This window comes from Mesorhizobium sp. M0159 (assembly GCF_040322295.1).
Taxonomy (GTDB): Bacteria; Pseudomonadota; Alphaproteobacteria; order Rhizobiales; family Rhizobiaceae; genus Mesorhizobium.
Genome location: NZ_JAMYTF010000055.1, coordinates 17,420 through 29,630 on the forward strand (window position 1 = coordinate 17,420; position 12,211 = coordinate 29,630).

At 61.4% G+C, this 12,211-nt stretch carries 17 protein-coding genes; 7 read left to right on the forward strand and 10 right to left on the reverse strand.

What is annotated here, in order from left to right:
• Positions 1-6: 6 nt before the first annotated feature.
• Positions 7-1,119 carry an endonuclease/exonuclease/phosphatase family protein gene (locus NKJ32_RS30450; protein WP_352589632.1) on the reverse strand — a complete coding sequence of 371 codons (1,113 nt, stop codon included), beginning with the start codon at positions 1,117-1,119 and terminating at the stop codon, positions 7-9.
• Here NKJ32_RS30450 and NKJ32_RS30455 point away from each other — a divergent pair.
• From NKJ32_RS30455 to NKJ32_RS30465, 3 genes are all read left to right on the forward strand, one after another.
• Positions 1,118-1,255, forward strand: a complete 138-nt coding sequence (locus NKJ32_RS30455; protein ID WP_352570411.1) for a hypothetical protein — start codon at positions 1,118-1,120, stop codon at positions 1,253-1,255. The two genes, NKJ32_RS30450 and NKJ32_RS30455, sit on opposite strands and share 2 nt — an antisense overlap.
• A 51-nt stretch (positions 1,256-1,306) precedes the next feature.
• Entirely contained in the window at positions 1,307-1,891 is a 585-nt protein-coding gene (locus NKJ32_RS30460; protein ID WP_352589629.1) for a BA14K family protein, read from the forward strand.
• A 176-nt stretch (positions 1,892-2,067) separates the two neighbouring features.
• Positions 2,068-2,352, forward strand: a complete 285-nt coding sequence (locus tag NKJ32_RS30465) for a PilZ domain-containing protein (protein ID WP_352570507.1) — start codon at positions 2,068-2,070, stop codon at positions 2,350-2,352.
• A 10-nt stretch (positions 2,353-2,362) separates the two neighbouring features.
• Here the strand turns inward: NKJ32_RS30465 and NKJ32_RS30470 are convergent, their stop codons facing one another.
• The 5 genes from NKJ32_RS30470 to NKJ32_RS30490 form a co-directional block, all read right to left on the reverse strand.
• The gene (locus NKJ32_RS30470; RefSeq protein WP_352570413.1) at positions 2,363-2,986 is read right to left on the reverse strand and encodes a hypothetical protein; all 624 of its coding nucleotides are present in this window, start codon (positions 2,984-2,986) and stop codon (positions 2,363-2,365) included.
• Positions 2,979-3,500 (reverse strand): hypothetical protein, encoded by a 522-nt coding sequence (locus NKJ32_RS30475; RefSeq protein WP_352589623.1) that lies wholly within the window; start codon positions 3,498-3,500, stop codon positions 2,979-2,981. Before NKJ32_RS30475 ends, NKJ32_RS30470 begins: the two co-directional genes overlap by 8 nt.
• Before the next feature lie 499 nt (positions 3,501-3,999).
• Complete coding sequence (locus NKJ32_RS30480) at positions 4,000-4,977, reverse strand: DUF3592 domain-containing protein (protein WP_352829812.1); 978 nt, start codon at positions 4,975-4,977, stop codon at positions 4,000-4,002.
• 257 nt (positions 4,978-5,234) lie between these two features.
• Entirely contained in the window at positions 5,235-6,254 is a 1,020-nt protein-coding gene (ilvC, locus tag NKJ32_RS30485) for a ketol-acid reductoisomerase (protein WP_023676662.1), read from the reverse strand.
• Positions 6,255-6,389: 135 nt separating this feature from the next.
• On the reverse strand, positions 6,390-7,043 hold the full coding sequence (locus NKJ32_RS30490; RefSeq protein ID WP_352829814.1) for a TetR/AcrR family transcriptional regulator: 654 nt from the start codon (positions 7,041-7,043) through the stop codon (positions 6,390-6,392).
• Between the two features lie 153 nt (positions 7,044-7,196).
• Here NKJ32_RS30490 and NKJ32_RS30495 point away from each other — a divergent pair, with 153 nt between their 5' ends.
• Entirely contained in the window at positions 7,197-7,625 is a 429-nt protein-coding gene (locus NKJ32_RS30495; RefSeq protein ID WP_023676664.1) for an anthrone oxygenase family protein, read from the forward strand.
• 37 nt (positions 7,626-7,662) lie between these two features.
• Here the strand turns inward: NKJ32_RS30495 and NKJ32_RS30500 are convergent, their stop codons facing one another.
• A complete protein-coding gene (locus tag NKJ32_RS30500) occupies positions 7,663-8,115 on the reverse strand; it encodes a MarR family winged helix-turn-helix transcriptional regulator (protein WP_023676665.1) in 453 nt (150 codons plus the stop codon).
• Between the two features lie 100 nt (positions 8,116-8,215).
• On the opposite strand from NKJ32_RS30500, the gene NKJ32_RS30505 reads away from it, so the two are divergent.
• Positions 8,216-8,521, forward strand: coding sequence for a Rieske (2Fe-2S) protein (locus tag NKJ32_RS30505; RefSeq protein ID WP_352829816.1), 306 nt, complete (start codon positions 8,216-8,218; stop codon positions 8,519-8,521).
• Position 8,522: 1 nt separating this feature from the next.
• Positions 8,523-9,242, forward strand: a complete 720-nt coding sequence (locus tag NKJ32_RS30510; protein WP_352829818.1) for a glutathione S-transferase family protein — start codon at positions 8,523-8,525, stop codon at positions 9,240-9,242.
• On the opposite strand, the gene NKJ32_RS30515 is transcribed toward NKJ32_RS30510, so the two are convergent.
• Both NKJ32_RS30515 and NKJ32_RS30520 read right to left on the reverse strand, forming a co-directional pair.
• Positions 9,190-10,428 (reverse strand): FAD-dependent oxidoreductase, encoded by a 1,239-nt coding sequence (locus NKJ32_RS30515; RefSeq protein ID WP_352829820.1) that lies wholly within the window; start codon positions 10,426-10,428, stop codon positions 9,190-9,192. The genes NKJ32_RS30510 and NKJ32_RS30515 overlap by 53 nt on opposite strands.
• 74 nt (positions 10,429-10,502) lie before the next feature.
• Positions 10,503-10,913, reverse strand: coding sequence for a winged helix-turn-helix transcriptional regulator (locus NKJ32_RS30520; RefSeq protein ID WP_352456496.1), 411 nt, complete (start codon positions 10,911-10,913; stop codon positions 10,503-10,505).
• A gap of 136 nt (positions 10,914-11,049) precedes the next feature.
• Here NKJ32_RS30520 and NKJ32_RS30525 point away from each other — a divergent pair, with 136 nt between their 5' ends.
• Complete coding sequence (locus tag NKJ32_RS30525; protein ID WP_352829822.1) at positions 11,050-11,940, forward strand: SDR family oxidoreductase; 891 nt, start codon at positions 11,050-11,052, stop codon at positions 11,938-11,940.
• A gap of 41 nt (positions 11,941-11,981) precedes the next feature.
• On the opposite strand, the gene NKJ32_RS30530 is transcribed toward NKJ32_RS30525, so the two are convergent.
• The coding region (locus NKJ32_RS30530) for a KUP/HAK/KT family potassium transporter (protein WP_502902708.1) at positions 11,982-12,211 on the reverse strand (230 nt) is incomplete at its 5' end.

Here is a 12,211-nt window from a genome sequence, read left to right on the forward strand (position 1 = left end):
CCAGTCTCACACCATGTCGAGGGCAATTGCTACCGGGCAATGGTCGGATGCCTTCGGCCGGTCCCACCCGGCACGTGGGAAGCGCTCGACCTCCTGGCCCGCTGGAAATATGGTGCGCCAAGGCTGGCCGTTGCGGATGATATCGGGAACCGCGGTGGCGTTCTGCCTGGCCAGCGCCCTCGACAAAAGGATGTAGTCGAGCTGGCAGAGATGCCGCTCTTCCGGTCCGCGTGTGTGATAGAAAGTCCAGCGGTCCATTTCCGGCCGCCGCTCGACCGCGTTTTCACAAAAGCCGCCGGCAGTGAGCACATCGATGCAGGACCGGCTCTCGTCGATGACCTCGAAACGGTAGCCGTCGACGGCATCGCCGGTAATCTTCACGCGCTGCCGGTAGTCGTTCATATCGCCGCAGATTGCCCAGCGCTTGTCGGCGGCATGGTCCTTGCCGAAGCGCTCCTCGATGATCCGGCGCACTGCTTGAGCTTCGGCGATGCGCAGCGGCATGGTCGCCTCGCGGCCGTCGAGGCCGTTACGGGGCGAGCCCATCGACTTGAAATGCACGAGATACAGCGTCAACGGTGCGCCAGCCACCGTCAGATCGATTTCCAGGCAGTCGCGCCGGAAGATGCGCTCATTGGCCTGGTGACCAAGCGCTGCCAATTCCGCCGTGTGCAGCCCGAATTGCTCGAACGTGACATAGGCGTAGCTGGTCATGCGCACGAATTCGATCGGCTGGCCCTGCGCGGTCTCGTTGCGCATCATCACGGCGACGTCGATGCCGCGCGAATCATTGCCGGCGGTGGTGTATTTCTGCCGGTAGCCTTGCCCCACCATCTTGAACAGATAGCCATATTCGAAGGCCCTCAGCGCCTCGATATTGTCGACCTCCTGCATGCAGATGATGTCGGCGCGGGTGGCCGCGATCGCCAGCGCCGTCAACTGCCGCGTGTCGTCGGATTGGGCGATGGCCCGCGCCTGCTCGAGCATCTTGTATTCGGCCTCGCTCTGGATGTCGAAAAGCGCCAGCGTGCGATCTTCGTTGAGCTGATTGCGGTATCCGGAATAATCAAACCTGTTCATCAGGTTTTCGACGTTGAAGGTGGCAAGGCGCAGCGACATGGCTTTGACCTTTGCCCGCAAGCGCGCGCGAAAACAAGGGCGCAGAAATCAGGCGGCTCTGATTGATCGCGCGCTCGTTATGGTTGACGGAACCTTTTTGTTCATCTTCCGTTCAGATGGAAAGTTCCATCAATAGGCCCTTCCCCGGGGTATTCTGGGCGTGGGGCCTGAATCTTCGGAGAGTGCGATGAAACCGCTCTTTTTATCTTCTGTCAGATCCGGGCTGATGGCCCTCGGTCTGATCGCCGGCCTCTCGGCCCCCTCGCTTGCCGGGCCGATGCCCAAACCCCTGCTGCCGGTGGCGGGCAATGCCGCCGACATCGTGCAAATTCGTGAAGATTGGGCAGGCGGCAATGACAGGCAGATCTGGCGTTGGCGCAATCACGGCGTTCGGCAATGGCACGGCGGCAATGATTGGAGATGGCGGTCCAACAATTTCCGCGGCCGTCATTTCTCGAGACACTGGGACAATGGCGGCTGGGACGACAGCTGGCGTTGGCGCCATCACCGCCGCCATTACCGCGGCGGTTACTACGATGATGGTGCCGGCGCCGCGATTCTTGGGCTGGGCCTGGGGTTTGGCCTCGGCAGCCTGTACAACAATTACAACTACTACGATGCGCCCGCACCGCGGCGCTACTACCGGACACAGCGGCTTTCCAGCGCGCATGTCCAATGGTGCTACAATCGCTACCGGTCGTACCGCGCCTGGGACAACACGTTCCAGCCCTATAACGGGCCGCGCCAGCAATGCTACTCGCCCTATAGCTGAGCAGGCCGGTAATAATATCGTCTGGCGCCGCGCGTTGCGGCGCCGATTTTTTCTTACGGCCAGCAACCGCGAAAAATCGCCAGCCTCCACTGGTGATAACGCTATTTTTATCAGGCAGGTCTAATAATCCTCCCGATCAGAACGCCCGAGACGCGAAGATGGCTGGATTGCGTGCGATGGCCGAGGACGAACAGAGGGACAAACACCGGCAGCGCGTCTTGAAGGGCGCGGCGATCCTGACCGGCATGACCAACTCCGAGGTCACATGCACACTGCGCAACATGCATGCCGGCGGTGCCGAATTGAAGGTCTCGATCGACGCGCGCGTCCCCGATGAGTTCCTGCTCTATGTTCCGACCGACGGCATTGCCTACAAGGCGGTGGTCCGCTGGCGCCGCGAGGACCGAATTGGGGTGATGTTCACCGGCACCGAACCAAAGCCCAGCTGGCACTACGGCTGAGATCCCGGCGCTATCCGGGTGGCAGGACTCGCAGTGTCTGCTCGTCAAACAGCGGCTCATCCTGGCCGACGCGAACGAATAGAAGCTTTCGCAGTTCGGGTGATTGCACCTCGAAATACTGAATGCCGTCCGGGGCTTCGCCCCATTCGCCGCAAGGCGGTTCGCCGACCTCGTCAGGGTCGGCAACGGCTTTCAATTCACTGAGATAAACGGCATCGGGACTGAAGACATACCGCAGGGTGCGCGTGGGCGCGACCCCTTCGGTGTAAGGCATGAGCACGCAACGTGTGCTGATGGCTTTCTCGGTCTTCTGCGTAAAAATGCGCTGCAACGCAGCGTCAGCGGCCTCGCCCGGCAGCATATCGAAGACTTCGACGACGGGATCGGCCGGCCCGCCGTCGCTGTATTTGATGGCAAGAGCATTGCCGCCAAGCTCGAAATGAATCCGGCGAAAACCGAAATCGCAGCGCTGCACCCAGGCAGCCAGCCCGACATCCTTGTCCGCCAGCCGTTCCCAAGCGCATTTGTCGACAGGCGGACGCGACGGCTTGCTTTGGTCGGCACGAGCGCCGGTTGCCATGGCCATAAGGACCGGCAGGGCGAAGATGCAGGCCGGCAGTCTCTTGCTATTCATCGCTACAACCCGTCAAGCTAAAGGCGTCCCAGGCTGAACCATCGGGATTGGCTTTGGCGAAATCGGGCCATTCGGTAAAAATCGCGCCGAAGTCAGGCAACAGCAACCCTGCCGGCGCCGGCGAGGCTTCGCGGGAACTCAACTGCTCGGCACCGCCTGCATTGAACGCATAGACCTGCCCATCCCACACTCTGCACAGCCCGGTGCCGTCCACGAGACCAGCCTCACGATCGTCGTCGGTGCAGGTGTGCCGGATCGTGCCCACAGGAAACGAGTACTTGCCATTGGTCCAGGTAATGTCCGACGGCAGACGAATGTCGGTGTTGGGCACGATCAACGAAAAGACCTCGGTCGTCAGCGCGGCCGGCTCGTTGTTGGTTGGCCGGAACTGTATCGTCGCTCCCGAACGCGGCTCGCGATAAGTCGCATGGCTGAGCGAACATTCTGTTGCGTTCGCTGCTTGCAACAGGCTCAGCATGCTCAGAAAAATAGCTGCTGCTTTGTGGATGATCATTTAAGTCCCTTGGAGCAGCATCATTGTGAAGTCTGAGCATCGATGCTTTAGCATGGCCCAAGGCCACGTCGAAAAGAAGAATCGATGATGCGAAATCTCTTGATGCTCATTTCGATCTTAACATTTTCGTGCGGCAGCGCCTTTGCCACGGAACCCTATGTGGGCACATGGTCCGGGGACAGATCGAACTGTACCGCCGTTGCGGATGTTCAACGCCAGACTGTCTACACATTGTACCGCGACGCGCTGTCGGTCCCTGCTCTCGGCTGCGAACACGCAACGTTTCTCAAGACGCCTACGGGCTGGGTGGCGCGGGCCAGCCAATGTTACGGATCCGACCCGTCGGCCGAAGAGCCGTTCTCCCGTGTCATCCATATTGTGGTCGACGGGGCGACGGTGAGATTGACATGGCCTGGCTTCGACAGCGGAGTTCTTGTCAGATGCTGAAGACAAGTGCCCTTCCTCTGAATCTACAGCGTCTAGGGCGGCAGCTTCAGCATTAGATCACCCCGACAAGCAGCGCGGCTCCACCTATCAAGCCAACGGCGCAGACCCACAGGAGCCAAAGCCCGCTCACCCTGCATTCGAGAACCGCTGCAACTGGGTTGTCGGGATCGTAGTGGACCTCAACCTTGTCGCCCTGAAGATAGCGCTGTGATTGACCGCTGACGAGCCTCGGCAGCGAAGCCGTCACGTTTGCGCCGAAAGCGATGCGATCGGCGGCGTAGCGCTGGCCGGCGACGCTATAGCTGTAGACGATGCGGGATTTGAAGACTGTTCGCCAGGGCCGATAGCCGCCTCCGGACCTGTCGCGGGTCTCGAATTTCTGCAGGCCCGAGGCGTCGATGCGTCCTGCCGTGATGGGCCATTTGGCCGCCTGTTCCGCAAGTGACTTCTGGGCAAAGCCCATGCGCAGGACAAATAATCCCATGAAAAGCAGCAGGGCCGCGGCGCCGAGGTTCTGCGGCTTGGGCAAAAACGGCCGGACCGCTTCGAGGACGCCGCCGACGGAGAAGACCAATACAAGCGCGCCGACCACCAGCCCGGCCGAAAGCTGGACCATGAACTTGAAGGAGCCGTCAGGCATGGTGCGTTCGATCACGGCCTTGGCTGGATCGGCCGGATTGTAGAAGACGGTTACGCCGGCCCCGTTTGGAAATTTCGCAAGGGTTTCCGCCACGCCAAAGTTTCCAAGGTTCTCCTGCACGCTGTAGTGCGAACTGCGAAATGTCTTGCCGTTCACCTTGTATTCGAAGGTGATTGCCGGGAAATTGCGGATTTCGGTCGACCCTCTGCTGTCCGAACCGGATCCCGAACTGGTCACCTCGCGAGCCTCGACCCGCGACGAGATGATCTTTCCCGGCGTCGGAGACCAGTGGCTGACCACCCTCACCTCCCACCACTTCAGCAAGGTGACGAGGGACAGCATGCCGGCAACCGCGCAGGCAAACCCGACCAACAGAAATTTGAGTTCCAACTCTCACCCCCTTGGCACTTTTGTGCCATGCCCCGCACAGGCATATCACGGTGATGAGGATAGTGCGCCTGTCCAGAAGCCTGGAAACCACACAATCTTGATGCGAAAAGGCCGGCGGATCGCTCCGCCGGCCTTTCTTGATCGGCAATGAAATTGCGATTAGTTCTTGGCCTTGTCGACCAGCTTGTTCATGGAAATTCCCACGCGCCCGCAGGGCGAAGCCCGAGGACGGGTAACGAAACGAACGTGGATTTCCTTCAGTTCTTGGCCTTATCAACCAGCTTGTTCTTCGAGATCCACGGCATCATCGCGCGCAGCTTGGCGCCGACTTCCTCGATCTGGTGGCTGTCGTTGTTGCGGCGGATGCCCTTGAAGCGCGACATGCCGGCGCGGTATTCCTGCATCCATTCCGAGGTGAACTTGCCGGTCTGGATATCCTTCAGAACGCGCTTCATCTCGGCCTTGGTTTCGGCAGTGATGATGCGCGGGCCCGAGACATATTCGCCCCATTCGGCGGTGTTCGAGATCGAGTAGTTCATGTTGGCGATGCCGCCTTCATAGATCAGGTCGACGATCAATTTGACCTCGTGCAGGCACTCGAAATAGGCCATTTCCGGCGCGTAGCCGGCTTCCACCAGTGTCTCGAAGCCGGCGCGGATCAATTCGACCAGGCCGCCGCACAGCACCACCTGCTCGCCGAACAGGTCGGTCTCGCACTCCTCGCGGAAATTGGTCTCGATAATGCCCGAGCGGCCGCCGCCAACGCCGCAGGCGTAGGAGAGCGCCAGGTCGAGCGCATTGCCCGAAGCGTCCTGGTTGACCGCGACCAGGCACGGCACGCCACCGCCCTTCTGGTATTCGCCGCGCACCGTATGGCCAGGCCCCTTCGGCGCGATCATCACGACGTCGACCGAAGCTTTAGGCTCGATCAGGCCAAAATGCACGTTGAGGCCGTGGGCGAAGGCGATTGCCGCGCCATCGCGGATGTTTGGCGCGATCTCGGATTTGTAGATGTCGGCCTGCAGCTCATCCGGCGTCGCCATCATCATCAGGTCGGCCCACTTGGCGGCATCGGCTACGCTCATCACCTTGAGCCCGTCGGCCTCGACCTTCTTGGCGGTCGCCGAGCCGGCCTTGAGGCCGATGGCGATGTCCTTGACGCCGGAATCCTTGAGGTTGAGCGCATGCGCCCTGCCCTGGCTGCCATAGCCGATGATAGCGACCTTCTTGCCCTTGATCAGGTTGAGATCGGCGTCGCGATCGTAATAGACACGCATTTTTCTTCCTTCCCGTTTTGAACCAGAGCATGATGCCGAAAAGTGTGAAGCGGTTTTCGGACGACATCATGCTCCATCTTTTAGTGTAGAGCCGGATTCAGATTTCAGGTCGATTTGACCTGAAATCATCCGGCTCTATGGGCCCTGCGGCCTGGTTTTTGCCCCGAAAAGAGCGAGAAACTGCTGCGTCGCCCGGACGGCATCGCCGCCGATCGCCACATCAGTCAATTCCAGCCGGTCGCCAAGCAGCAAGCGGATCTGCACGTCACGGGCGACCAGCCCGAAAAAGGTGCGGAACGCCGTCTCCGCGTCCGAAAATTCAAGGAACCCGGCCTGTCTCCCGGCCTCCAGCACCGGCTTGAGGCGCTTGGCCAGCGCAAATCGACCCTTCTCCAGCACGATGGCGCCGAGATCGTCCTTCCCCGAACTAGCATGGCCGACCGCCACCCTGTTCAGCGCGATCGAGGTGTCGCTCGAAATTACCTTGAGCCAGTCCGAAGCGAAGCGTTCGAGGCTCGCCGTCAGCGAAGGGAGGTCGAGCCCCTTGCGGTCGACCGGCACTACCCGCACCTTGGACGCCTGCCATTGTACCGTTGCCGTCAACAGCCCGTCGCGATCGCCGAACCATTTGTAGAGCGTCTCCTTCGAGCAGCTCGCCCGCCGCGCCACGGCGGTCATGGTCAACTGATCGCCCTCTTCGACCAGCAGGCGAAGGGCGGCGTCGAGCACGTCCTTCTGCCGCTCCGTCAGCGCCTCGCTGGTGTCGATGTCGGTCACAGCGTGCAACACAGTTTTTCCTCAGGAGGCAAACTCACCCGGAGTTCAGATACGAGCTCGATGGCGTACCGTACGTTACGGTTCGGCTTTATGGCGTATTGCCCGACCCGACGCAAGCCTTTATTTCTGTTTGCTCCAAGCGGGGCATCACGGGAGACACGGATCATGCTCGCCGGATTGCTTGCCTTGACCGTTGCCGCAGTGTTCGCCGGCGCGGCTATCTACGTCAGCGTCGCCGAGCAGCCGGCGCGGCTTCGCCTCGATGACAAGGCATTGCTGCAGGAATGGCAGCCTTCCTACAAGCGCGGCGCCGCCATGCAGGCCTCGATCGCCGTCATCGCCTGTATTCTGGGCCTCGTCGCCTGGTGGCTGACCGGCAATCTCGCTTATCTGGTCGGTGCCTTGCTGATCATCCTGCCTTGGCCATGGACGCTGCTGGTGATGATGCCGGCAAATAGGTTGCTGGAGGCGATGGACGCGAACTCCGTCAATCCTGAAGCTCGGACATTGATCGCCAAATGGGGCAATCTACATCTGGTCCGCGTCGGTCTTGGCGTTCTGGCGACGTTGGCATTCCTCTTGGGCAGTGCCTGACCTCGCCAATCGGTGCCATCTTCGTCATGAAGGCGTGTCACTCCAGGGCGGGCGGATCTCGCAGGCGCCCAAGCAGAGCTGACAGCGCGTCGAGCTCATCATTGGAAAGCCGGGAGCCGACCAACTCCGCGATCGACCGGCCGTAGACAGCCCACATGCGGCGGCGCGTCTCGCGTCCCTTGTCTGTGACGCGGACTGTTTGCCCGCGGCCGTCATCGGCAACTGGAAGCTTCTCGACCTGCCCGTCGGCTTCGAGCCGCGCCAGCAGCCGGGAGATGTTGTACTGCGCAAACAGAGTGCGCTCGGTGAGTTGGAACGGCCGCAATCCGCCCTCGCCCGCCTCGGCAAGCTCATGCAGGACGTCGTACCAGGCAAGCGGCGGCAGGCCACTGTCCTTCAGCGCGTCCTCGGCTCGTTCCAACAACTGGCGCGAAACCCGCATCAGGCGGGCCCAGGCCTTGATGGCTGGAGGTGAAGGAATCCCGGTCATGATTGCATCGTAGGCGATAGATGCAATTGCATCAAGCTTGACGATCGATGCAAATGCATCTATATAGATGCAATCGCATCAATCATGAGAGGCAATTCCGATGAAGCATGAAATCTGCAAGATCGCCGACATTCCGGAAACAGGCAGCCTCATCGCTCCGTTTTTCGGCCGCGAGGTCCATGTCTACCGCAGCGGCGAGCGTATCCGCGCCGCCGCCGACGTCTGCCTGCATTTCGGTGGCCCGCTCGACTGCAAGGACGGCAAGCTCGTCTGCCAGTGGCACGGCGCCTCGTTCGACATGGCGAACGGTGGTCGCCTCGAAGGCCCGGCGCCGAAGGGCTCCCGCCTGATGTTCCTCTCCACCCGCGTCGAGGACGGCGCATTGAACCATGTCTGGGGAGAGTGAGATGACCGACAAGCTCATCCTCGTCAGCCACCATCTTTGTCCCTATGTGCAGCGCGCGGCGATTTCACTTCGCGAAAAGGGCGTGCCGTTCGAACGCATCACGGTCGATCTCGCCAACAAGCCTGCCTGGTTCAAGGCGATATCGCCGCTCGGCAAGGTGCCGCTGCTCCGCGTTGAGCATGACGGCCAGGAAACGGTGATCTTCGAATCGCTCGTCATCCTCGAATTCCTCGAGGAAACCCAGCCCAATCCGCTGCATCCCACCGACCCCTATGCCCGTGCCCGGCATCGCGCCTGGATCGAGTTCGGCTCGGCAATCCTCAATGCCATCGGCCGCTTCTATTCAGCGCTCACCGAAGCCGCCTTCATCGCCGAACGCCGGGCTCTGGCAGCAATGTTCGATCGCCTGGAACTGGCGAACGGCGCGGCTGGGCCACGGTTCGACGGCGAGCGCTTTTCACTGCTCGACGCGGTCTACGGGCCGATTTTCCGTTATTTCGAGGTCTTTGACCGGATCGGCGATTTCGGCATCCTGGACGGAAAACCGCATATCCAGGCCTGGCGCAAGGCATTGCACGAACGCCCATCCGTAAAGGACGCGGTCGCTCCCGATCATGCGCAACGCCTCCATGCATTCTTGCAGGCTAAGGGTTCGCACCTTTCGGAAATCATCCGCCAAAACGATCCGGCCACAGCGCTTCCGCAAGCCCGATCGGCTTGAATGGATTGAGCACCGTTCCTGTAACCATGGAAGCAAGAAACTGCGGCGCCGGCGGGACTTTTGCCAGCGTCGCCACCAGCCTGTCGCGGACGAACGGCATCACAATCGAATCCGATTGATAAAACGGCGTCAGCACCAGCGACAGCGTCTGGAAGACCCGCACATGCCATCGCCGCGCCCGAACGTAAGCTTCCAGCGCAGTATCGATACGGGCCGTTCCTATGAGTGCGTAGTTGAGCGCGGCTGCATCGAGCAGCGCCATGTTCGCGCCCTGGCCGAGCTGCGGGCTTGTCGAATGGGCCGCGTCGCCGATAACGGCCAATCGCCGTCCGGCTGGCGTCTTCATCGTGTGATGGCCATAGCGCGCCAGCGAAAGCTGCTCGAAACTGTCGATCTGGTCGATGAAGGCCGCGCATTCAGGCCACAGCCCGACCAATCTCGCCTTCCATGCATCGAGACCTGCCGCCCATACGTGCTCGGCATCCGCCGGCTTGAGGCTCCAGAAGAATGCCGCCATCTTCTGGGCACCGGGCTCAGGCCGGCCGATCGGCAGCACGCCGATCATCACGCTCGCACTGTCGTAGCGCTGCAGCAGCGCGTGCTCGTCGAAACCCTCGCCGCGCCAGCCGAGCGATGCCCAGAACGCGCCATAGGCGAGCGATCGCGGTTCGCCCGGATTGTTCACGCACCGCCGCAGTTTGGAGCGTGAACCGCTGGCATCCACTACCAGGTCGAACGACCCTATCCGTCGTCCGTTGCCGCAGATCAATGTTGCCCGCTCACCGGTTTCCAGCGTCTCGAGCTCGATACCTGTCTCGATGGTGAGCGCCTGGCGCCGGGCGGCGCGGAAAAGCACGCCGAACAGAGCCGCGCGGTGCACCGCCAACCCGAAACGGCCGCCACTCCGGGCATCGTAGCGGACGTCGAGCACTGTACGGCCGGTCTTGGCATCTGCACCATGCAGGCGGTCTATGCGGCTGCCCAGCGCCAGAATGTCTTCGAGCAGGCCGAGATCGGCAAGCACCGTCAGCCCGGTCGGCTGCAGGATCAGCCCGGACCCGACCGGTTTTGGCTGGTCGAAGCGCTCGAAGATGGTGACCCTATGTCCGGCGCGCTTGAGATAGAGCGCGGCGGCAAGTCCAGCCGGCCCGGCGCCGGCAATCGCGATGTCCAGAGAATTGCCCATCTGCCCGCCCCAACCCAGGCCGGACAATCCTTCAGCGCTGTCGTTAAATCAAGCCGCCGTCTCGGCCTTGAGGCTCAGCCTTCGGCAGTATCGAAAACCTTCCGCGCCTCGCGTACAGCGCCGTGATTGAGCTCGGCCCATTGGATCAGCTGATGCAAGGGTCCAAACATCGAGCGCCCGAGATCGGTGAGGCTGTATTCGACGCTCGGCGGTTTGGTTGGAAACACCTGGCGATGCACATAGCCGTCGCGCTGCAGATCGTGCAGCGTCTGGGTGAGCATGCGCTGTGAAATATCGGGCACCAGCCGCCGCAATTCGCCGAAGCGGTACGGCTTCTCGGCCAAGGCCTCCATCAGCAGTGAACTCCATTTATTGCTTATGCCCTGGATCACGTCGCGAACCGGGCAATCCGCAAGGTTTCCGCCACCGCTGCCTGCTTTGTAGATCTCGAGCTTCGATCTCAGATTGACGATCTTGCCGTCCATGGCTGGTTCCCTGGGTGTGCCTACCTCCCGCAAAACTGCCTTCTTTACGAGGACGGGTCAATTCCTATTTTAGTGCTGGTCTCTTTTTGAGACTAACATATGCACCCGCCGCTCCGGCGCAACGTCAGGACATCTCATGACCGACACCCTTCTCGTCACCGGCGCCTCCGGCCAGCTTGGCCGCGGCGTCATCAATCATCTGCTTGACACGCTCAAGGTCTCCCCTCAGCGCATCATCGCCGCCACCCGCAATCCGGAAAATCTGGCCGATCTGGCAGCGCGCGGCGTCACCATCAGGGGGGCCGACTTCGACGACACCGCATCGCTGGCCAGTGCATTCACCGGCGCCGACAGGGTTCTGATCATTTCGACGAACGAACTCGCCCTTCCCGGCAAGCGCCTGAAGCAACATGAGACCGCGGTCGCCGCCGCAAAAAGCGCGGGCGTTTCGCACCTGCTCTACACATCGATGCCCAATCCGGAACCAGGATCGCCGGTGCTGTTTGCGCCCGATCACCACGGCACCGAGCAGGCGATCAAGGCGAGCGGCATTCCCTACACCATCTTCCGCAACGGCTGGTACCAGGAGAACCTGTTCATGGCGCTGCCGCACGCCATCGCGTCGGGGCAGTGGTACACATCCGCCGGAGAGGGCCGCATTGCCCATGGCGCGCGCGACGACATGGCCGCGGCGATCGCCGCCAGCCTTGCTTCGAGCGCAACCGAAAGCACGACATACACGCTGACCGGCCCCAAGGCCCACACGATGGCCGAGATTGCAGCCCTCGTCACCGAGGTCACCGGCAAGCCGATCGAAGTTATCCAGCTTTCGGATGAAGCGCTGACCGAGGGATTGAAGGCAGCCGGTGTTCCCGAAGCGTTTGCGCCCGTCATCGTTTCCTTCGACACCAACACCCGCTCCGGCCGGATCGGCATGGTGACCGACGCGGTCGAGACGCTGTCCGGCAGGAAGCCGCAGCCGCTGAAGCAATTTCTTGAAGCAAACAAGGCGGCTCTGGTGAGCTGAGCCTGACAATGGCCGTGCCCTCAAAGGGCACGGCCATTTGTTCAGATAGCCACCTGCGTCCCGATCTCGACCACCCGTCCGGTCGGGATCTGGAAATATTCCGTCGCATCGGCCGCCGTGCGCGCCAGCCCGATGAACAGCTTGTCCTGCCAGACCGGCATGCCGGAATTGGGCGAGGCCTTGAGAGAGCGCCGCGACAGGAAGAAGGACGTCGTCATGATGTCGAACTTCCAGCCCTGTTTGCGGCAGATCGCCAGCGCACGCGGGATGT

Excerpts from the sequence above, each read along its gene's own strand:
- NKJ32_RS30455 (WP_352570411.1), top strand. The coding sequence starts at position 1,118 with ATGGCTTTGACCTTTGCCCGCAAGCGCGCGCGAAAACAAGGGCGCAGA.
- NKJ32_RS30450 (WP_352589632.1), bottom strand. The coding sequence starts at position 1,119 with ATGTCGCTGCGCCTTGCCACCTTCAACGTCGAAAACCTGATGAACAGG.
- NKJ32_RS30460 (WP_352589629.1), top strand. The coding sequence starts at position 1,307 with ATGAAACCGCTCTTTTTATCTTCTGTCAGATCCGGGCTGATGGCCCTC.
- NKJ32_RS30465 (WP_352570507.1), top strand. The coding sequence starts at position 2,068 with ATGGCCGAGGACGAACAGAGGGACAAACACCGGCAGCGCGTCTTGAAG.
- NKJ32_RS30470 (WP_352570413.1), bottom strand. The coding sequence starts at position 2,986 with ATGAATAGCAAGAGACTGCCGGCCTGCATCTTCGCCCTGCCGGTCCTT.
- NKJ32_RS30475 (WP_352589623.1), bottom strand. The coding sequence starts at position 3,500 with ATGATCATCCACAAAGCAGCAGCTATTTTTCTGAGCATGCTGAGCCTG.
- ilvC (WP_023676662.1), bottom strand. The coding sequence starts at position 6,254 with ATGCGTGTCTATTACGATCGCGACGCCGATCTCAACCTGATCAAGGGC.
- NKJ32_RS30495 (WP_023676664.1), top strand. The coding sequence starts at position 7,197 with ATGCTCGCCGGATTGCTTGCCTTGACCGTTGCCGCAGTGTTCGCCGGC.
- NKJ32_RS30500 (WP_023676665.1), bottom strand. The coding sequence starts at position 8,115 with ATGACCGGGATTCCTTCACCTCCAGCCATCAAGGCCTGGGCCCGCCTG.
- NKJ32_RS30505 (WP_352829816.1), top strand. The coding sequence starts at position 8,216 with ATGAAGCATGAAATCTGCAAGATCGCCGACATTCCGGAAACAGGCAGC.
- NKJ32_RS30510 (WP_352829818.1), top strand. The coding sequence starts at position 8,523 with ATGACCGACAAGCTCATCCTCGTCAGCCACCATCTTTGTCCCTATGTG.
- NKJ32_RS30515 (WP_352829820.1), bottom strand. The coding sequence starts at position 10,428 with ATGGGCAATTCTCTGGACATCGCGATTGCCGGCGCCGGGCCGGCTGGA.
- NKJ32_RS30520 (WP_352456496.1), bottom strand. The coding sequence starts at position 10,913 with ATGGACGGCAAGATCGTCAATCTGAGATCGAAGCTCGAGATCTACAAA.
- NKJ32_RS30525 (WP_352829822.1), top strand. The coding sequence starts at position 11,050 with ATGACCGACACCCTTCTCGTCACCGGCGCCTCCGGCCAGCTTGGCCGC.